The sequence below is a fragment of the Archangium sp. genome, assembly GCF_036277355.1.
Lineage (GTDB): Bacteria > Myxococcota > Myxococcia > Myxococcales > Myxococcaceae > Archangium.
This window is the reverse complement of the sequence record NZ_DASUNC010000116.1, coordinates 20,459-38,962: the sequence shown is the minus strand read 5'-3', so window position 1 is coordinate 38,962 and position 18,504 is coordinate 20,459. Positions and strand designations below refer to the sequence as shown.

The following is an 18,504-nucleotide window of genomic DNA, read 5'->3' as shown; positions in this document are numbered from 1 at the left end:
TCCGCTGCCTTCGGGCACGTTTCACGTCCAGTGAACGAAAGGCACGATTCGATGGCGTCACTCACCGAGACGTTGACCAACCCGAACAAGAAGGCGGCGGTCATTGACGACTGCTGCACGCTCATCGACGCCGAGGTCGCCGACAAGGGCGGCATCTCGGGGCTCGCCATCAAGGCGGGCTACAGCGCCGTGAAGAACATCAAGCCCGGCTTCATCCGGCACGCCGTGGAGGATCTCCTCCCCGACTTCGCCAAGGCGCTGGATCCGCTCTTCCAGGAGGCCAAGACGGGCGGGAAGCCGGTGGGGGCGCACATCACGTCCAACGCCGGGCGCGCCGCGGATGCGCTGCTCACCATCACGGATGGCAAGGTGCGCAACGCGCAGAGCGGGCTCGTCAAGGGCACCTACGAGAAGCTGCGCGGCACGGCGAAGAAGAACGTCGAGGCCGCCATCCCCCGCATCGGCAAGCTCCTCGAGAAGCACGGCGGCTGAGCGGTGGGGGGAGTCCCACGGGGACTCGAGTCGGGCTGAAGCAGGGTCTGGAGGCCCTGCTCCGGCGTCTACCGGCGGAACTTGTCCGTGGCCTCGACGAGCGCGCTCGTGGTGCCCGGCTCGAAGGCCGCGTGTCCCGCGTCCGCGATGATCTTCAGCTCCGCCTCCGGCCACGCCTTGTGCAGCGCCCAGGCGCTGTCCATGGGGCAGCACATGTCATAGCGGCCCTGGACGATGACGGCCGGGATGTGGCGGATGCGCGGCACGTCGTCCAGCAACTGCGTGTCATTGCGCAGGAAGGCGCGATTGACGAAGTAGTGGCACTCGATGCGTGCGAAGGCGAGTGAGAAGTCGTCCTCGCCCAGGTGCGCGATGTAGTTCGCGTTGGGCGCCAGGTAACTGGTGCGGCCCTCCCAGATGCTCCAGGCCCTCGCCGCCTCCTGGCGCACCTTGGGATCGTCCCCCATCAGCCGCCGGTAGTAGGCCTGGACCAGGTCTCCCCGCTCCTCGGGAGGGATGGGCGCGAGGTAGTCCTCCCACGCGTCCGGGAAGATGGTGTGCGCGCCGTGCTGGTAGAACCAGCGGATCTCCTGCTGGCGCAGCAGGAAGATGCCGCGCAGCACCAGCTCCGAGACGTGCTCCGGGTGCTTCTGCGCGTAGGCCAGCGCGAGCGTGCTGCCCCACGAGCCACCGAACACGAGCCACTTGTCGATGCCCAGGTGACGGCGCAGCGTCTCCATGTCCTCCACCAGGTGCCAGGTGGTGTTCTCCTCCACGCTCGCGAAGGGCGTGCTCTTGCCACAGCCGCGCTGGTCGAAGAGGACGATCCGGTACGCCGCCGGATCGAAGAAACGCCGCTGCTTGGGATCCGTGCCGCTGCCCGGCCCACCGTGCACGAAGACCACCGGCTTGCCCTTCGGGTTGCCGCTCTCCTCGAAGTAGAGCTCATGGAGGTCGGACACCCGGAGGCGGCCGGTGTTGTACGGCTCGATGGGCGGGTAGAGGGTGCGAAGCTCGGTGGTGGCCATGGGCGCGCACCCTAGCAGACGGTCGCTTCAATGCACGCCGGTCTTCAGGAAGACGCGGAGCGCTTCCGCCACGCTCCACGCCTGGGCGACGCATCCGCGCGGCCGGTATGGCTCCGTGGCATCGAAGATCTCGCTGATCTGCCCCACGCCCGAGTGCTCCAGGTGCTCCTCCAGCCCCTTGAGCAACGCCCGCGCCGCCGTCTTGTCCGTGTTCACCTTCAGCGTCGCGTCCACGTAGTGGCCGATCAACCAGCCCCACACCGTGCCCTGGTGGTAGGCCGCGTCGCGCGCCCGCAGATCTCCGTCGTACTTCGGCTTGTAGTCCGTATGTCCCGGCGCCAGGCTCCGCAGGCCCACCGGCGTCAGCAGCTCCCTGCGCACCTTCTCCAGCACAGGCTCCCACTTGTCCCGCCTCAGCACCGGGTACTTCAACGAGATGGAGAACACCTGGTTGGGCCGCACCGCCGGATCATCCCGCCCGTCCTCTCCATCCACCACGTCGAACAGGCACGCCTCCGGCGCGTTCCAGAAACGCCGGTTGAAGCTCGCATACGCCTTCTCCGCCGCCGCCGCGTAGGGCCTCGCGTCCTTGCCCAGCCGCTCCGACCACTCCACCATCAACCGCAGCGCGTTGAACCACAGCGCGTTGATCTCCACCGGCTTCCCGCGCCGCGGTGTCACCACCCAGCCGTCCACCTTCGCGTCCATCCACGTGAGCTGGTAGCCCTCCTGCCCCTGCGTCAGCAGACCATCCGCTGGATCGATGCGGATGTTGTGCCGCGTGCCCCGCTGGTGGTGCTCGATGATGCTCGCCATCGTCGGGTAGAAGTCCCGCAGCAACTCGTGGTCCTTCGTGTGCTCGAGGTACCGGTCCACCGCGTGGAAGAACCACATCGTCGCGTCCGCGGTGTGGTACAGGCCCTCGTGGCCGCCCTCGGGGAAGAGGTTGGGCAGCAGGCCGTCGCGCACGTAGTGCTGGAAGGTGCGCAGGATGGCCGCCGCCGTGCGGGGCCGGCCCGTGCACAGCGTCAGCCCCTCCAGGGAGATCATCGTGTCCCGGCCCCAGTCCGTGAACCAGTGGTAGCCGGCGATCACCGAGCGCGCGTCCTGACCCACCGCGCGCGCCCAGGCGTCGTCCGCGGGGCGCATCGGGTCGATGATGAACTGGTCCGCCGCCAGCACCAGCCGCGCCGGCACGCCCGCGCGCGCCTCCTCCGGTACCCGCACCAGCAGCCGCCGCTCGCGCTCGTACTCCAGCTTCAGCGTCTCCACCGGGTCCCGCTCCAGGATCGTCCAGTCCTCCGTGGTGACGCCCAGCGCCAGGTGCTCGCCCGGCCGCAGGGTGCACTCGAAGCAGCCCGGGCTCGTCAGCGTCTCCTCGTAGTCGTACCCGCGCGACTTCTCCACCCGGAAGAACTGGGGCGTGCTCGTCTCGCTCAGGCTCACGAACGGTACCGAGCAGGGCGAGTAGATGCGCATCCGCATGGGGGGCGCGTGGTCCGTGGCCTGCATCTCCACGCGCGCGCCCCTCAGGTGCACGACGGGCTCGAGCAGCGTGTGGTGCAGCTTGTCATCGTGCATGCGCAGGGCCGGGAAGGGGCGCAGCCGCAGCGTCACCTCCGGTCCCGACAGGTGCTCCCACAGGACGACGAGCGTGTCCTCCCCGTGCACCAGCGCCAGCTTGCGCTGCAGGCGCGCCTCGCCCACCTGGTAGATCCAATGCGGCACCAGGCCGTCCAGGTGGAAGCCGCGCAGCAGCGTGGGGCCCTCGGCCACCTGCGTCCCGTCCGCGCGCTCCTCCGCGTCCAGCCGGTACGTGCGGCCTTCCACCATGGCATGCTCGCTCAGCCGTGCCAGCATCACCGTGCGGCCGCGCTTCTCCATGCCGGGAATGAACAGCCCGTGGTAGCGCCGCGTGTTGCACCGTGCCACCGTGCCCGAGGCGTACCCGCCCCGCCCGTTGGTCACGAGCCACTCGCGGGTGATGACGTCCGAGAAGTCCGCGCCGGTGGGCCAATCGAAGGCGAGCCGGGGCAGGGAGGGGCACTCAGTTCCAGGGGTCACGTCTTCGTCTCCTCGCTCGCGAGCACGAGCGATGTCTGTCCAGGCACCCTCATGCGCGTCTCGTTCGCGAAGGAGGGGCTTCCCATTCCGCCGTAGCGGACCTGCTCAGAAGCCAGCAGGAGGCTCCACTTATTTCCCGGAGGCGGTGCCAGCAGCGGCTCGGGGCACGGGGCCACCTCCAGCTCCGTCCCCAGGTTCAGCACCACCAGGCGGTCGCCCTCCTGCTCGCTTCCGAAGTAGCGCAGCACCAGCGCGTGCGGTGACAGCACCGCCCCCGCGATGTTCCTCAGGTCCTGCGCCGCGAACACCGGATCCTCCCGCCGCAGCTTCAGCAGATCCCGGTGCAGCGCCAGGGCCGAGGTGTTCTTCTCGCGCTCGGACCAGTCCAGCTTGGACAGACGGAAGGCCTCCTCGCCGAAGGGCACCTGGTATCCCTCCTTCTCCAGCGCATGGCGGGCGCTCGCGAACTGGGAGAGGAAGTCATTACGGCCCTTGCGCACCAGCTCCTGCAGCTCCGCGTGGTGGTCCACGAAGTAGAGGAAGGGCGAGGAGGCGAAGAACTCCTGGCCCATGAAGAGCATGGGCGTCTGTGGCAGCAGCAGGAGGAACGTCGTCAGCGCCCGGGCCCGCGCGGGCCCCGCCTGCTGGTGCAGCCGCTCGCCCTTCAGGGCGTTGGCGAGCTGATCATGGTTCTGCAGGTAGAAGACGACGTGCTTCGCCTCCGTGCGCAGCAGCGGCGTGCCCCGGGGCTTCTTCTGCCACTGGTAGTACTGCCCCTGGTACAGCGAGTTGCGCAGCACGCACGACAGCAGCTCCTGCGCCGTGCCGCAGTAGTCCTGCAGGTAGGCCTCGGAGCGGCCCAGCGCCGCCACCTTCGCCGAGTGGTGGAAGTCATCCACCCAGAGGGCGTCCACGCCGTACCCTCCCTGGGTGGGAGGCTTCACCAGCTTCACGTCTTGGGGCTCGTTCTCCCCGATGAGGAGGACGTTCCGCTTCCCCGCGGCCTCGCGCACCCGCTCGACGAGCTCCCCGACGATGTTGCGGGGCGAGGCGTCGTACAGGCTCTGCGTGGCGTCCACGCGCAGCCCGTCGAAGTGGAACTCGGACACCCAATAGCAGGCGTTCTGGATGAAGAAGTCGCGCGAGGGGCCGGCCGCCTCCCCGTCATCGAAGTTGGTCGGGTCGCCCCACTCGTTGGGGTACTTCTTGTTGAAGTAGCCCTCGGAGTACTGGGCCAGGTAGTTCCCGTCCGGCCCGAGGTGGTTGTAGACGACGTCCAGGATGATGCCGAGCCCCAGCCGGTGGGCCTCGTCCACCAGGCGCCGCAGCGCGTCCGGGCTCCCGTAGGCCGGGTGGGGCGCGTAGAGCTGCACGCCGTCGTAGCCCCAGTTGAAGCGGCCGGGGCAGGTGTGCAGGGGCATCAGCTCCAGCGTGGTGACGCCCAGCTCCTGGAGCAGTGGCAGCTTCCGGGCCGCGGCCTCGTAGGTGCCCTCGGGGGTGAAGGTGCCCACGTGCAGCTCGTAGAGCACCTGGCCCTTCACGGTGATGCCTGGCCACCCCTCGTCCTTCCAGGCGTAGCGCGTGGGATCCACCACCTGCGAGGGGCCATGCGGGCCCTCGGGCTGGAAGCGCGAGCAGGGATCCGGGAAGGCCTCTCCGCCGTCCAGGCGGTACTTGTAGAGGCTGCCCGCCGGGACGGGCAGGGTGCCCTCGTAGTAGCCGCGTCCGGTGTGCTCGAGGGGCAGGTAGCGCAGACCGCCCGGCTCATGGAGACAGACGTCCACCCGCCGGCGCCGGGGTGCCCAGACCCGGAAATGGGTGCGGCCATTCTCGAGCAGGCGGGCGCCGAGGGTGAGTTGGAAGCTTCTGGACCCCAATGGCTCCTCCCAAGCGGAATGGGGATGCCGTGAGGGTGTGCAGGGTCATGCGCCAGGAGAAGGCGTGCCTCCCTCGACACCTCTCCTGGCGAGCCTTGCGCATGCCCGCCCGCATGCCTCCCGAAGCCAAGCGACTTCCTGGGAGCGGGCGGGGCACCCAGGTGGGTGTCGCCCGACCTCTTCTCCGTGGCCGCCAGTGTGCTAGCAGCGGGCTCGAACGCCGTATGCGATCCCTGGAGGGGGAGTCAGCATGCGGCTTCTTCCTGGTGAGGACCAATGGGTCGGTCACGGACGGGACCTGTTTGATGGCCGCCAGCGATTACACCGTGTCGGGAGAGAACCGGGAGCGCGCCCAGATCGTCGTGAGTCTCTGCTACAGCTCGACGGCGACCTCCGCTTCGACCGGCTTCTACTTCACGCAGGGCAACTTCCTCTGCCACCAGGCCACCTTCCAGGACGCGGGGAAGGGGGCCTGACCTCCTGGGCTCGCGGAGTTCCCATCCACTCCGCGAGCCTTCTCCGTCGCTTTTTCAGGCCTCCTTGGCGATGCCGGCCGTGGGTACCGTCTCCTTGCCGCCGCTGAGCACGGAGCTGCCCGCGAACAGGCCCACACCCACCAGCGCCAGCGAGGCCGCCTCCGCGTAGGTGCCCAGCACCGAGCCGAGCAGCGTCATCATTCCCGCTCCCACCGCGAACATCCCGACCACCGCCCCCGCCGCCGCCTTGCGCATAGCCGCCGTCCACTCCTCGCTCGCCCGGGCCTTTCCCGCGCCCGGGTTCCGCGAGAGATGATTTCAAGCGGCGTGCCACGTCTTCCCCCGAGGAGATGGGAAAAGCCCTGACACGGTGTGGGAAATGCTTTTCCCTTTGTATGTGCCCTCGGGCGAGTGATCCGCATCCTCCCCACGGTGTGATGCCGGAATTTTTTCCCGGACATCCCTCCCTCTTCCTCAGGGGTGTAGCGCGTAACCCATGACGATCCGGGGACTTTGCCCGCCCGGGGGCTTTGGCACACCCGCTGCTAATGCCTCCCGCGAACATGTGAGCCCTGTCCTTTTGGGAGGCAGGGGACTTTGGGGAGAGGCGAGCGATGGGAAAGACGAGCGCGAGGTGGTGGGTGGTGCTGGGATTGCTCCTCCTGTCGGGGTGTGCCCACCGGGGCACGGCGCGGGTGGACAACTCGGACCAGCCGTACCGCATCGGCCGTGAGGACGTCCTCGATGTGGCGGTGTGGCGTGACGCGGATCTCTCGCGCACGTTGCCGGTGCGCCCGGATGGTTTCATCTCCCTGCCCATGGTGGGCGAGGTGAAGGCCGAGGGCCGCACCCCCAACGAGCTGGCCGATGAGATTCGCGAGGCCCTCAAGCCGTACGTGCAGGAGCCCCGCGTCACGGTGATCGTCCGCGAGGTGAACAGCAGCCGCGTCTTCATCACTGGCGAGGTGACGCACCCCGGCGCATACCCACTGCGCGGCCGGGTGTCCATCCTCCAGGCCATTGCCCTGGCGGGTGGCTTCACCGACTTCGCGGACCAGGACGCCATCGTCGTGCTGCGCCGCTCGGCGGCGCAGCAGGCCAACAAGGCGGAGGGCTCGGGCACGGGTGGCTCGGGTGACACGGAGGGCGCCACGCAGGGCGACTACATCTCCGTGAGCTACCGCGACCTGGTGGAGCAGCCGCAGAAGTACGAGCCGCTCATCCTGCGGCCCGGTGACACCATCATCGTGCCGTAGTGGAGACGAGGCACCGCGGGGCGTGGTCTGGGTGGGTGCGTGGGGATGGAGGGTGCCGTGAGGGTTTCCTGGAAGAGATGGTTGACGGCGGCGGCGGTCGTGGGGACCTCTCCGGCCGCGCTCGCGAGCACGGTGGTGGAGCCTCGGGCCCGGGTGTCGCTCGAGGAGCGCTACGACGACGACTTCCGGCTCAACGACGCCGGTGTGACGGGCGGTCAGATGATGACCAAGGTCACGCCGCGGATCGGGCTGGACGCGAAGGATCCGACGCTGAAGCTGGAGTGCTACTACGCGGCGGATCTGCTGATGCGGCATGGCAGTGGCCGGGTGACGTTGGATCACCGCAGCGGGCTGCTGGTGAACAAGCGGTTGTCGCGCCGCCTGCGGGTGGAGGTGTCCGGCAACATCTACCGGGTGACGGACCCGGCCTCGCTGCCGCGTGACAGCGTGGCCCGTTCGACGGACCCGGTGCTGTACGGCCAGTCGCGGGTGTACGCGTCGGGGCGGCTGAGCCGGGTGGTGGACGTGGGCGCCGGCTACGCGTTCGAGGGCGTGAGGGTGCAGGTTGCGGGCAGCGACGCCGGCTTCGTGCACACCCCGTTCGCGGAGCTGTGGCTGCGCACCACGCGGCGGTTGTCGCTGGGGGCGGAGTACCGCTACCAGGGCTTCGTCTTCGGCGACAACTTCCAGCAGGCGCACGGTGCCTTCGGTGCGCTGCGCTACCGGCTGTCGCGGCAGACGACGTTCACCGCCCGCGGTGGCCCGGTGTTCTTCACCGCCCAGGATGGGACCGGGGGAGTGATTCCCCGGGTGAAGCTGGAGCTGCTGCACGAGGCGGGGCCGTTCGACCTGGGCTTCGTCGCGGGGCACGACCTGGTGGGAGCCAGTGGCTTCACCAACGCGCTGTGGGCGGACTTCGCGGGCCTGGTGCTCAACCGGCACTTCAACGACCGGGTGTCCGTCTACGGCATGGCCAGCTTCTTCCGCAATGGACGCGCGCCAGGGGAGGGGGCCTTCACCTGGGATGGGGGGGCGCGGGTGGCCCAGGGCTACGCGCTGGGCGCGGGGCTCGAGTTCAAGATCAACCGGTATGTGTCGATGCAGACGGCCGTGGACCGTATCGCGCAGGTGGGGATGGACGAGGAAGTGGCGGCGGGAATGAACCTGACCCGGAACGTCGCGGCGGTCCGGCTGCACATGAAGGCTTGGTGACACGTGGAGCGAGGAGGAGGAGCGCACATGGAGCGTGGGATGACGGCAGACCAGGTGCTCAAGGCACTGTGGCGCCGGAAGGTGCTGGTCGGGGCCATCGTGCTGGGAGTGTTCGCGGTGGGAGCCGCCATCGTGTTGAGCCAGCCGAACGTGTACGAGGCGACGGCGGTGGTGCGCGTGCAGCACCAGCGCCCCGGAGAGGAGATGGTGCAGCGCACCGTCAGTGAGCTGGTGGAGCAGCGGCTGCTCACCGTCCGCCAGGAGCTCATGGCGCGGCCGGTGCTGCAGAAGGCCATCGAGGAGATGAACCTCTATCCGGACATCGTCTCGGACAAGGGCATGGAGGCGGCCGTCAACCGCATGCGCAAGGACATCACCGTGCGCGTGGAGGGGGAGAGCGCCTTCGAGCTGACGTACGCCAGCACGGATGCGGACGTGGCGGCGCGGGTGGCCAACCGGCTGCCGCAGCTCTTCGCGGAGGAGGCGCAGAAGTCCCGCCAGGAGCAGGCGGCGCGCGCCACCCAGCTCTTCGAGGACGAGGTGGTCGCGCTCTCCAAGAGCGTCACCGAGTGGGAGAAGAAGATCGCCCAGTTCAAGGTGGAGCACCAGGGTGAGCTGCCCGAGCAGCTGGAGATGAACATGCGCGGCCTGGAGCGCGTGGGCGCGCTGCTGCAGACGAAGTCCGAGGAGCTGCGCGTGGCCGAGGCCCGCCGCTCCGACCTGGCGCGGGCCCGCAACGCCGCGGACAGCGAGGCCGGCCGTCTCGAGGCCGCCGAGAGCACCCTCACCCAGGGCCTGGTGGCCGCCCGCTCCTCGTGGACGGCGGATCACCCCGAGGTGAAGCGCATCACCCAGGAGCTCAACACCCTGCGTGAGCGCCGCAAGGATGCCGAGAGCCGCCAGTTCGCCGAGCGCCAGGAGCGCGCCCGCGTGGCCGACCTCATCACCAACATCCAGAAGGAGATCGAGGGGCTGCACGTGCAGGCCAAGGAGTACCAGTCGCGCCTGGATCGCACCCCGCAGTGGGCGCACGCGCTGGGCGTGCTGAACCGGGACTACGAGATCGCCCGCACCAAGTACCAGAGCGTGGTGTCCCGCCGGGTGGAGGCGGAGCTGGCCCAGGAGCTCGAGGCCAAGAGCGCCGCGAGCCTCTTCAACACCATCTCCCCGGCCGGCGTGCCGGTGGCGGCGGCGAGGCCGGACCGGGTCAGCGGGTTGCTCATCGCCTTCCTGCTCGCCCTGGGCGTGGGCGTGCTCACCGGGGTGGTGATGGAGATGCGCGACGACAGCATCCGCGACACCCAGGAGCTGCGCGAGCGGCTGCCCCTCCCCGTGCTCGCGGTGGTCCCGAACATGCAAGGCAAGGCGGAGAAGCGGGTGCTGATGCCCGCCACGGGGAACCGCAATGGAGTGGTGACGTCGTCCACGAACGATTCGCCGCTCAACTAGGAGACTTCGGGTGAACAACGCGGAATCCGGGAGGAATGGAATGGAGCAGCAAATGGAACGGGCGGGGAATTTCCTTCCCCGGGTGGATGAATCGGCGGGCTCGCCCAACGCGGTGGACAGGCGGGTGGTGTCGCTGACGGCGCCGGCGTCGAGTGCGGCGGAGCAGTACCGCAGCCTCTACTACCGGCTGGAGCGGATGCGCGAGCTGCGTCCGCTCAAGGTGGTGGGGGTCACCTCGGCCATGCCCGGCGAGGGCAAGACGGTCACCACCGTCAACCTCGCCCTGGCGGCGGCCCGGGCGAATCCGGAGCGGCGCATCCTCCTCATCGACGCGGACCTGCGCCGCGGCCAGGTGGCGGACGTGCTCGGCATCAAGGGCCGGCCCGGCCTGACGGAGCTGCTCAACGGGGAGTGCGAGGTGCGCGAGCTGGTGCGCCGCTTCCACGCCACGCGCATGGCCGTCATCACCGCGGGCTCCACGCCCGAGGAGCCCACCCAGTCGCTGGCCAGCGGGAAGATGAAGCAGTTCCTCAAGGTGGTGCGCGAGCACTTCGACGAGGTCTACATGGACCTGCCGCCGACGCTGCCCTTCGCGGACTCGGCCATCCTGGGGCACCAGACGGACGGTCTGCTCATGGTGGTGCGCGCCAACGTCACCCCGGCCCGGGCCGTCAACCAGGCCGTGGAGCAGCTGGGCGGCGCGCCCATCCTGGGCTGCGTGCTCAACGGCGCGGAGATGAGCGACACGCCGTACCTGAAGAACTACGTCCGGAAGTAGCGGACGGTGCGGTCCACCCGGCCACGCGGGAGCGGTGCGTGGCCGGGTGTCGCGGGGCAGCACAGGGGGGATTGGGCGAGGCGGTCGGAGGGAGATACGTGCTTCGGGTTTTCCATCATTACTTTTCATCCAGGAAGCTGACGCTCTTCGTCATCGAGGGCGCCGCCATTGCCCTCGCGTGTGTGCTGGGGGCGGCGGCCTGCGCGAGGATGCTGGCGCCAGCGGACACCCATCTGGCCCTTCACCAGGCGATGCCGGGGTTGCTGCTGCTGGGGGCCACGTTCGTTCCCACCTTCCAGTTCTCGCTCTACCTGATGGATCTGTACAACCTGAAGGTGGCGGCGGAGGACCGGGGCCGGGGCGCGCGGTTGCTCAAGGCGGCGGGCGTCACGACGGCGGTGGTGGGCCTGTTGATGCTGGCGGTGCCGGCGGTGCTGCCGGTGCAGCTGCCGCCCGGGGCGCTGCTGGGCGGGGCCGTGGGCGCCCTGGTGGGGACGCTGCTGGTGCGCTCCTCGCTGCGCGCGGTGGTGGGGGTTCCCAGCCGCGTGCTCATCGTGGGGGATGGCCTCAAGGCGCGCTCGGTGGCCAACGCCATCGAGCAGGGCGGTGAGGGCAGCTTCCAGGTGGTGGCGCTGGTGGATCCGCGCGAGCCGCGGGCCAACGGAGAGCCGGCCGAGCCGGTGGACGTGATGGCCGAGCGGCTCGGGGCCGAGTTCGTGGTGCAGGCGGCGGACGACATGCGCGGGGCCAACTGGATGGAGGCGCTGCTGCGCTGCCGTCTGGCCGGGCGCCGGGTGTACGAGGCCGCCGGCTTCTGCGAGCGCGTGCTGCGCCGCTTCCCGGTGGCGCACCTGCGCACCAGCGACTTCGCCTTCGCGGACGAGCTGACGGTGTCGCGCCCCCGGCGGTGGGCCAAGCGTGTCTTCGACATCGCCGTGGCCTCGACGCTGCTCTTGTGCGCCGCGCCCTTCCTCCTGCTGGTGGCGGTGGCCATCAAGCTGGAGTCCAAGGGGCCGCTCTTCTACCGGCAGGAGCGCGTGGGGCTGCATGGCAGGACGTACTGGCTGTGGAAGTTCCGCAGCATGCGCACCGACGCGGAGAAGGACGGCGCGGTGTGGGCCCGGGCGAATGATGACCGTGTCACGCGGGTGGGCCGCTTCATCCGCAAGACGCGCATCGACGAGATTCCCCAGGTCTTCAACATCCTGACGGGAGACATGAGCTTCGTGGGGCCGCGGCCGGAGCGCCCCGTGTTCGTCGAGCAGCTCAAGCAGCAGATTCCCTTCTATGGGTTGCGTGAGGCGGTGAAGCCCGGCCTCACGGGGTGGGCGCAGATCCGCTACCCGTATGGGGCTTCGGTGGAGGACGCGCGCAACAAGCTGGAGTTCGACCTGTACTACGTGAAGAACGGCTCCCTGTTCCTGGACATGGGCATCATCTTCCACACCGTGCGGCACGTGTTGCTGGCGCGGGGAGCGCGGTAGGGCGGTACGGGCCGGAGTGGCTCGGGTCGGGTGGACACCGCCGGGGGGCCCGGCGGTGGTGGTGGGGATGGGCGTTGGAGGGATGGGACATGCTCGAGTCGTTGGAGTGGGAGGCGCGCGAGGAGCGCCGGACGGGCAACCGCAACGAGCTGTTGCAGGCGCTCGATGTCCGGCCGACGCGGATCGTCGCCATGGGGGGTGGGACGGGGTTGCCCATGGTGCTGCGCGGCCTGGCCCGGCGCGCGGATCCGAAGCTGGGAGACCCGGGTCTGGACATCACCGCCGTGGTGGCGATGAGTGATGACGGCGGCAGCTCCGGCCGGCTGCGGCGCACGCGGGGGACGCTGCCTCCCGGGGACGTGCGCAACTGCCTGGTGGCCCTGGCGGGCGGCAAGGGCAACAGCCCCCTGAGCGAGGTCTTCCAGTACCGCTTCGCGGGCAAGCGCGGGCTGGCGGGTCACGCGGTGGGCAACCTGCTGATCGCCGCGCTCGCCGAGCTCAAGGGCGACTTCCTGGAGGCGGTGCGCGTCTCGGGGGACTTGCTGGGCGTGAAGGGCCGGGTGCTGCCCAGCACCACCTCGCCGGTGCAGCTGGTGGCGCAGATGGAGGACGCCACCGAGGTGGTGGGCGAGCGCAACATCAGCCGCGCCCACGGCCGCATCCGCAAGGTGCTGCTCAGCCCGCGCTCGCCGCCCCCGGTGGACGGGTTGATCGAATCCATCCGCACCGCGGACCTCATCGCCATCGGGCCGGGCTCGCTGTACTCGAGCGTGATGCCCAACCTGCTGGTGGACGGGGTGGCCCAGGCGCTGTGCGAGACGCGGGCGCTGAAGGTGATGGTGGCCAACCTGATGACGCAGCCGGGGGAGACGGACGGCATGGACTGCCTGGACCACGTGCGCGCCGTCATCGACCACGTGGGCCCGGTGCTGGACGCGGTGCTGATCAACGGCGCCCTGCCGTCCGAGGAGGCCGCGAAGCGCTACGCCCTCAAGGGGCAGTTCCCCGTCCGGGTGGATCGCCGCGCCCTCATCAGCGCGGGCGTCGTGCCGGTGGAGGCGGACCTCCTCAAGGAGGGCCCGCGCGTCCGTCACGACAGCCGCAAGGTGGCGCGCTGCCTGCTGAAGATGGCGCGCTCCGGGCTGTAGGCGAGGGCTCCTCCCGGGGGAGCCGCCCGCTCAGGCCGCCTGCTCCTTGACGGCGGCCGGGGCGTAGGGCGGCTCCGGCTTGCGCTCCCGCGTGGCGGCGGTGGGCTGGGAGGTGAGGACCTTCAGCGCCAGGCGCGGCGAGAAGAGGGCCGTGGGGGGCTCGATCATCTGCATCACCCGCACGAAGGTGAGCAGCGCCTCCTCGTCGGAGCACGCGAGCCGCTGGAAGCGGTCGCCGTACCAGTTCGTCAGGGCGAACGCGGGAGGCCGCTTGCCCGCCACCTGGGGGAAGCGCAGGTCCCCGGTCGTCGCCATGACCCAGGGCGCTTCCAGGAGCTGGCCCACCTGCCGGCGGTAGCGCTGCACCACGCTGTCCAGGCCCTGGCTCAGGCACTGGCCCAGGGTCCGCGCCTGCAGCGCGCCCGTGGTCATGCCCTGGCCGTAGATGGGGTTGAAGGAGCAGAACGCATCTCCCACGGGCGCCAGGCCCTCCGGGAAGCGGGGCATGCGCTCGTAGTGGCGCCGCTGGTTGTGGGAGTAGCGGAAGACGTTGATGGGCCCGAGCGGCTCGGCGCGCTGGAGCACCTCGTACAGGTGGGGCTGCGCCAGGGTCCGGGTGAACTCGACGTAGCCGGCATCATCCAGCGGCGGTTGCACGCCATGCCAGCCGCCGAGCAGCAGCAGCATCTGGTCGTTCTCGATGGTGGAGAGCACGGCCATCCGCGGCTCGGTGGGCAGCTGGGGCGCGAGGGTCATCATCTTCCAGTCCGCCACCAGGTCCGGAGGCCGCCGGAAGAGCCGGCTGGCGTAGACCACGTCGACCTGGATGTGCGTCTCCTCCACGCGCGGGTAGCCCAGGGCCTCCAGCCACTGGGGCGTGCGCGAGCCGCGGCCACTGGCGTCCACCACCAGCTCGGCCTCGAGCGTCTCCTCCTGGCCTCCGCCGGGGACGCGCAGGTGGACTCCCGTGACGCGGCCCTTGTCCGCGCTCGTCTGGAAGCCCGTCACCTCGCGGCCATCGCGCACGGTCACGTTGGGCAGGGCCAGGAGCCGCTTGCGGATGATCCACTCGAGCAGCGGCCGGCTCTGCGCGTAGAAGTGCAGGCCGCACCGGAGCCTGGGGCGCCAGAAGCCGCCCATGAACCAGGCATGATCGCCGGTGAAGTCGACGAAGCGGGAGCCGGCGGCCTGGAGCTCCTCGCGGAAGCCGGGGAAGACCTCGCACAGGGCGTTCATGCCGGGCGTGAGCAGGCCGTGGACGTGGGCCCCCTGGGGGACGCCCTTGCGCAGCTGGGGGCTGTTCTCCAGGCGGTCGCGCTCCACCAGGGTGACGCGCTCGAAGTGGCGGGACAGGACGCCCGCGGCGATCAACCCGGCCGTGCTGCCGCCATAGACGAGGGCGTGCTTGCCGGCAGGCGGGGGGGAGAGGGGAGTCGCAGTGCTCATGAGGACCTCGGTGCCGCGGATGAGGGCCTGGAGCGTAGGCGACAACCCGCCTGAACGTCGAACACCTGACAGCCTGCCTGCCCGGAGCGACCGGTTCCCACCATGTGTGCTCGTACCCGGGGGCCAGAGGGAAATGCCGCGCGTGGGTTGTGGGCGGGCGCGTCCGTTACCACCTTCCGGCGCACGCGGACCCTTGGGGCTCCGCGCCGTCAGGAGCCGGATACATTCACATGGAAGCCAGACAGCTCTCCCCCGCGCCGGGCGTCATCGAGGTGCCGGATCGGACCGCCTTCATGGCGCTCGAGCCCGAGTGGAACGCGCTCGTGGAGTCCACGGCCGATGAGCCCTTCTACCGTCACGAGTTCATCCGGGTGTGGGTGGACAACTTCGCCCCGGAGTCTCGGCCGCGGGTGCTGACGCTGCGCGACGAGGCGGGGCGGCTGAGCGCCGTGCTGCCGCTGATGGCGGGGCGGGCGTCGATGTATGGGGTGCCGGTGCGGCAGCTGAGCGCCACGGCCAATACCCACTCGTGCCGCTTCGACGTGGTGGCGCGCGAGCCCGGGGCCGCCGCGGAGGCGTTCTTCTCGCACCTGCGCGCGGACAAGAGTTGGGACGTGCTGCTGCTCACGGACGTGCCCGAGGGTGGGGCCGGCTGGTCGCTCCATGAGGCGGCGAAGTCGGCGGGGCTGTCGGTGGGGACGTGGGAGTCGCTGCAGTCGCCCTACATCCCGCTGCCGGGCTCGTGGGAGGCGTACCAGCAGACGCTGCAGTCCAAGTTCAAGGCCAACTGCCGCCGCCGGCGCCGCAAGCTGGAGGAGAAGGGCCGCGTCACGGTGGAGCGGGTGGAGGGCGGGCTGGAGCTGGAGGCGAAGCTGGAGGAGGGCTTCGCGCTGGAGGCGAGCGGCTGGAAGGGCCAGCGCGGGACGGCGATGGCGCAGGACACGCGGACGCGGGGCTTCTACTCGGAGCTGGCGCGCACGGCGGGGTACGCGGGCCGGCTGGCGCTGTATTACATGCGGCTGGACGGGCGCGCGGTGGCCTTCCAGTACGCGCTGGAGTACGGCGGGCGCTACTTCCTGCTGAAGCCTGGCTACGACGAGTCGCTGGGAGATTGCAGCCCGGGCCAGCTCCTGATGGAGGACGTGCTGCGCGACTGCATCTCGCGGGGCCTGCGCGAGTTCGACTTCCTGGGGCCGGACATGGTGTGGAAGCGCGACTGGACGGACAAGGTGCGCCGCCACACGTGGCTCTACGTCTTCAACGACACGGCATTGGGCCGCGCGATGTGCGCGGCGAAGTTCCGCTGGGCCCCGGTGGCCAGGGAGGTGGTGGCGAAATGGAAGCGCTGAAGACCACGAAGTTGTTCGTCCCCGCCCTGCCGACGTTGTGGCCGGGCATGCTGCTGGGCCGCGGTGAGCCGAGCGGCTTCATGCCCTTCAGCGCGCCCAACGTCCGCTGGTTCTACTTCGCCCGCAACGCCGTGTGGCTGACGGTGAAGATGCTGGGGTTGGACAAGGGCGAGGTGTTGATGCCGGCCTACCACCACGGCGTGGAGGTGGAGGCGGTGGCGGACGCGGGGGCCACGCCGCGCTTCTACCGGGTGGGCAGCCGGTGGGACGTGGACGTGGAGGACGTGGAGCGGCGCATCGGGCCGAACACGAAGGCGCTCTACCTCACGCACTACGCGGGCTTCCCCGGCCCGGCCGAGGAGATGCGGCGGATCGCGGACAAGCACGGGCTGCCGCTCATCGAGGACTGCGCGCTGTCGCTGCTGAGCGCGGATGGCTCGGTGCAGCTGGGGACGACGGGGGACATTGGCATCTTCTGCCTGTACAAGACGCTGCCGCTGCCGCACGGCGGGGCGCTCGTCGTCAACGGCCCGAGACAGTACAGCCTGCCCGAGCCGCCCACGCCGCCCTTCACGTCCACGCTGAGCCACACGCTCTCCGCGCTGCTGCAGAACCTGGAGCTGCGCGGGGGCCGGTTCGGGCGCGGGGTGCGCAGCTTCATCCGGAGCCTGGGCAAGGGCGCGGTGAAGGCGGCGGACATCCAGCGGGTGGCCACGGGCACGCAGCACTTCGACCGGCGGCACGTGGACCTGGGGATGAGCCCGTTCGCGAAGCGGATCGCCCAGGCGCAGGATCTGGAGGCGATCGTCGAGCGGAGGCGGCGCAACTACTTCTTCCTGCTGGGGCGGCTGAGGGACGTGTCGCCGCCGCTGTTCAACCAGCTGCCGGCGGGGGTGAGCCCGCTCTTCTACCCGCTGGTGGTGGAGGACAAGGCGGAGGTGCTGGCGAGGCTGCACGCGCGGGGGATCGAGGCCATCGACTTCTGGAGGCACATGCACCCGGCGTGCGACGCCTCGGCCTTCCCCGAGGTGATGCAGTTGAGGCGGAGCATCGTGGAGATTCCGTGCCACCAGGATCTCTCGCCGGAGGTGATGGCGGAGGTGGCGCTGGCGGTGAGGGGAGCGCTGACGCAGGACCGGCGCACCCGCAAGCACGCGGGCTGATCCACCCATCCGTCCCTGAAACCCATCCCAGACGTCCCTCCCTCCCACGAGGTCGAACCGTGATCCACGAAGCGGAACTGTCACCCACTCCGAGCCCGGCGCGATGGCTGGAGGTGGGCACCGTACGGGAGCTGTCCCAGCTGGCGAGCCTGAGAAGCACGTGGAGCGAGCTGCTCGACGCGAGCAACGCGGGTCCGTTCAACGCGTGGGAGTGGCTGTATCCGTGGTGCCGGCGGATCGGCGCGGACCGCAAACCCTTCGTGTTGCAGGCGAAGGATCGGACGGGGGCGCTGGTGGGGCTGATGCCGCTGGGCTTCGAGTACCACTGGATGCTGGGGAGGCCGGTGAGGCGGCTGGCGTTCCTGGGCGAGACGCACGTGGGCAGCGACTACCTGGACGTGGTCGCGCGGAGGGGCCGCGAGGAAGAAGTGGCGCGTGTCTTCGCCGAGGTCCTGTGGGAGCTGAGGGATCAGTGGGACGTGCTGGACCTGACGGACCTGCGCGAGGACTCGGTGACGGTGCGGGTGCTGCGGGAGACGTTCGAGAAGTACCGGGCGGACCTGCGGATGTCCACGCGGTACGTGTGCCCGTACGAGTCGTTGCCGAAGGGCGAGACCTTCGATGGCTTTCTGAAGCGGACGAGCCGGCGGGACAACTTCCTGCGGCGGAAGAAGTGGCTGGAGAAGCAGGAGGGCTACCGCATCGAGAAGACGGAGGCGCCTGGGGCGCTGGCGGGGCCGCTGACGGACTTCTTCCGGCTGCACTCGGCGCGGTGGGAGTCGGACGGGGGCTCGCAGGGCATTCGAGGGAAGGGCGTGGAGTCCTTCCACCGTGACGCGACGCAGCTGCTGGCGGAGCGGGGGCGGCTGCGCCTGTACACGATGAAGGTGGGAGGCCAGGCGGTGGCCTCGGTGTACGGCATCCTGCACCGGGACACGTTCGTCTACTTCCAGTCCGGCTATGATCCGGCGTGGCGCAACCGGAGCGTGGGCCTGGTGCTGGTGGGCGAGACGTTCAAGGACGCCATCGAGGCGGGGCTCACCGAGTACGACTTCCTGCGCGGCACCGAGTCCTACAAGTCCGACTGGACGACGCAGCAGCGGCGCACGGTGTCGGTGCGCGTGCTGTCGCCCGGTGGGGCAGGGGAGTGGCTGGTGCGGCGCGAGGAGGCCATGAGGCAGGTGCGCGAGGTGGCCAGGCGCGTGCTGCCGCGGGACATGGTCGAGCGGGTGCGCCGGTTGCGGCGCAAGCTCTCCGCGGTCCGCGGTTGAGCCCTCGAGCC

Annotated in this window: 16 protein-coding genes; 11 read left to right on the top strand and 5 right to left on the bottom strand. The window is 69.9% G+C overall.

Annotated features, from left to right (window positions below; translation table 11 throughout):
- Window positions 1–51 precede the first annotated feature (51 nt).
- Window positions 52–492 (top strand): DUF6918 family protein, encoded by a 441-nt coding sequence (locus tag VFZ09_RS29505; RefSeq protein ID WP_329731033.1) that lies wholly within the window; start codon window positions 52–54, stop codon window positions 490–492.
- Window positions 493–560: 68 nt separating this feature from the next.
- Here the strand turns inward: VFZ09_RS29505 and pip are convergent, their stop codons facing one another.
- From pip to treZ, 3 genes are read right to left on the bottom strand one after another with little or no spacing between them, the layout of a single operon-like run.
- Entirely contained in the window at window positions 561–1,520 is a 960-nt protein-coding gene (gene pip / locus VFZ09_RS29500; RefSeq protein ID WP_329731032.1) for a prolyl aminopeptidase, read from the bottom strand.
- 27 nt (window positions 1,521–1,547) lie between these two features.
- A complete protein-coding gene (locus tag VFZ09_RS29495; RefSeq protein WP_329731031.1) occupies window positions 1,548–3,584 on the bottom strand; it encodes an amylo-alpha-1,6-glucosidase in 2,037 nt (678 codons plus the stop codon).
- Window positions 3,581–5,461, bottom strand: coding sequence for a malto-oligosyltrehalose trehalohydrolase (gene treZ / locus VFZ09_RS29490; protein ID WP_329731030.1), 1,881 nt, complete (start codon window positions 5,459–5,461; stop codon window positions 3,581–3,583). The genes VFZ09_RS29495 and treZ overlap by 4 nt, the downstream gene beginning before the upstream one ends.
- 305 nt (window positions 5,462–5,766) lie before the next feature.
- Here treZ and VFZ09_RS29485 point away from each other — a divergent pair, with 305 nt between their 5' ends.
- Window positions 5,767–5,937 (top strand): hypothetical protein, encoded by a 171-nt coding sequence (locus VFZ09_RS29485; RefSeq protein ID WP_329731029.1) that lies wholly within the window; start codon window positions 5,767–5,769, stop codon window positions 5,935–5,937.
- A gap of 54 nt (window positions 5,938–5,991) precedes the next feature.
- On the opposite strand, the gene VFZ09_RS29480 is transcribed toward VFZ09_RS29485, so the two are convergent.
- On the bottom strand, window positions 5,992–6,192 hold the full coding sequence (locus tag VFZ09_RS29480; RefSeq protein WP_329731028.1) for a hypothetical protein: 201 nt from the start codon (window positions 6,190–6,192) through the stop codon (window positions 5,992–5,994).
- A gap of 359 nt (window positions 6,193–6,551) precedes the next feature.
- Here VFZ09_RS29480 and VFZ09_RS29475 point away from each other — a divergent pair, with 359 nt between their 5' ends.
- The 6 genes from VFZ09_RS29475 to VFZ09_RS29450 all read left to right on the top strand — a co-directional run bounded on the left by VFZ09_RS29475 (window position 6,552) and on the right by VFZ09_RS29450 (window position 13,264).
- Complete coding sequence (locus VFZ09_RS29475) at window positions 6,552–7,193, top strand: polysaccharide biosynthesis/export family protein (RefSeq protein WP_329731027.1); 642 nt, start codon at window positions 6,552–6,554, stop codon at window positions 7,191–7,193.
- A gap of 57 nt (window positions 7,194–7,250) precedes the next feature.
- Window positions 7,251–8,405, top strand: a complete 1,155-nt coding sequence (locus VFZ09_RS29470; protein WP_329731026.1) for a hypothetical protein — start codon at window positions 7,251–7,253, stop codon at window positions 8,403–8,405.
- 27 nt (window positions 8,406–8,432) lie between these two features.
- Window positions 8,433–9,854 carry a GumC family protein gene (locus VFZ09_RS29465; RefSeq protein ID WP_329731025.1) on the top strand — a complete coding sequence of 474 codons (1,422 nt, stop codon included), beginning with the start codon at window positions 8,433–8,435 and terminating at the stop codon, window positions 9,852–9,854.
- A gap of 40 nt (window positions 9,855–9,894) precedes the next feature.
- A complete protein-coding gene (locus VFZ09_RS29460; RefSeq protein WP_329731024.1) occupies window positions 9,895–10,632 on the top strand; it encodes a CpsD/CapB family tyrosine-protein kinase in 738 nt (245 codons plus the stop codon).
- 98 nt (window positions 10,633–10,730) lie between these two features.
- Window positions 10,731–12,116, top strand: a complete 1,386-nt coding sequence (locus tag VFZ09_RS29455) for a sugar transferase (protein WP_329731023.1) — start codon at window positions 10,731–10,733, stop codon at window positions 12,114–12,116.
- Window positions 12,117–12,205: 89 nt separating this feature from the next.
- Entirely contained in the window at window positions 12,206–13,264 is a 1,059-nt protein-coding gene (locus tag VFZ09_RS29450; RefSeq protein ID WP_329731022.1) for a gluconeogenesis factor YvcK family protein, read from the top strand.
- Window positions 13,265–13,294: 30 nt separating this feature from the next.
- On the opposite strand, the gene VFZ09_RS29445 is transcribed toward VFZ09_RS29450, so the two are convergent.
- Entirely contained in the window at window positions 13,295–14,710 is a 1,416-nt protein-coding gene (locus tag VFZ09_RS29445) for an FAD-dependent oxidoreductase (protein WP_329731021.1), read from the bottom strand.
- Window positions 14,711–14,940: 230 nt separating this feature from the next.
- On the opposite strand from VFZ09_RS29445, the gene VFZ09_RS29440 reads away from it, so the two are divergent.
- The 3 genes from VFZ09_RS29440 to VFZ09_RS29430 are packed head-to-tail and all read left to right on the top strand — an operon-like array spanning window position 14,941 to window position 18,493.
- Window positions 14,941–16,059 carry a GNAT family N-acetyltransferase gene (locus VFZ09_RS29440; RefSeq protein WP_329731020.1) on the top strand — a complete coding sequence of 373 codons (1,119 nt, stop codon included), beginning with the start codon at window positions 14,941–14,943 and terminating at the stop codon, window positions 16,057–16,059.
- Window positions 16,047–17,222, top strand: a complete 1,176-nt coding sequence (locus VFZ09_RS29435; RefSeq protein WP_329731019.1) for a DegT/DnrJ/EryC1/StrS family aminotransferase — start codon at window positions 16,047–16,049, stop codon at window positions 17,220–17,222. The genes VFZ09_RS29440 and VFZ09_RS29435 overlap by 13 nt, the downstream gene beginning before the upstream one ends.
- 59 nt (window positions 17,223–17,281) lie before the next feature.
- Entirely contained in the window at window positions 17,282–18,493 is a 1,212-nt protein-coding gene (locus tag VFZ09_RS29430) for a GNAT family N-acetyltransferase (protein WP_329731018.1), read from the top strand.
- Window positions 18,494–18,504 lie beyond the last annotated feature (11 nt).

What these genes read in the sequence shown, in the direction of transcription:
- VFZ09_RS29505 (WP_329731033.1), top strand. Translation starts at nt 52, where the DNA reads ATGGCGTCACTCACCGAGACGTTGACCAACCCGAACAAGAAGGCGGCG.
- pip (WP_329731032.1), bottom strand. Translation starts at nt 1,520, where the DNA reads ATGGCCACCACCGAGCTTCGCACCCTCTACCCGCCCATCGAGCCGTAC.
- VFZ09_RS29485 (WP_329731029.1), top strand. Translation starts at nt 5,767, where the DNA reads ATGGCCGCCAGCGATTACACCGTGTCGGGAGAGAACCGGGAGCGCGCC.
- VFZ09_RS29480 (WP_329731028.1), bottom strand. Translation starts at nt 6,192, where the DNA reads ATGCGCAAGGCGGCGGCGGGGGCGGTGGTCGGGATGTTCGCGGTGGGA.
- VFZ09_RS29475 (WP_329731027.1), top strand. Translation starts at nt 6,552, where the DNA reads ATGGGAAAGACGAGCGCGAGGTGGTGGGTGGTGCTGGGATTGCTCCTC.
- VFZ09_RS29465 (WP_329731025.1), top strand. Translation starts at nt 8,433, where the DNA reads ATGGAGCGTGGGATGACGGCAGACCAGGTGCTCAAGGCACTGTGGCGC.
- VFZ09_RS29460 (WP_329731024.1), top strand. Translation starts at nt 9,895, where the DNA reads ATGGAGCAGCAAATGGAACGGGCGGGGAATTTCCTTCCCCGGGTGGAT.
- VFZ09_RS29450 (WP_329731022.1), top strand. Translation starts at nt 12,206, where the DNA reads ATGCTCGAGTCGTTGGAGTGGGAGGCGCGCGAGGAGCGCCGGACGGGC.
- VFZ09_RS29445 (WP_329731021.1), bottom strand. Translation starts at nt 14,710, where the DNA reads ATGAGCACTGCGACTCCCCTCTCCCCCCCGCCTGCCGGCAAGCACGCC.
- VFZ09_RS29440 (WP_329731020.1), top strand. Translation starts at nt 14,941, where the DNA reads ATGGAAGCCAGACAGCTCTCCCCCGCGCCGGGCGTCATCGAGGTGCCG.
- VFZ09_RS29435 (WP_329731019.1), top strand. Translation starts at nt 16,047, where the DNA reads ATGGAAGCGCTGAAGACCACGAAGTTGTTCGTCCCCGCCCTGCCGACG.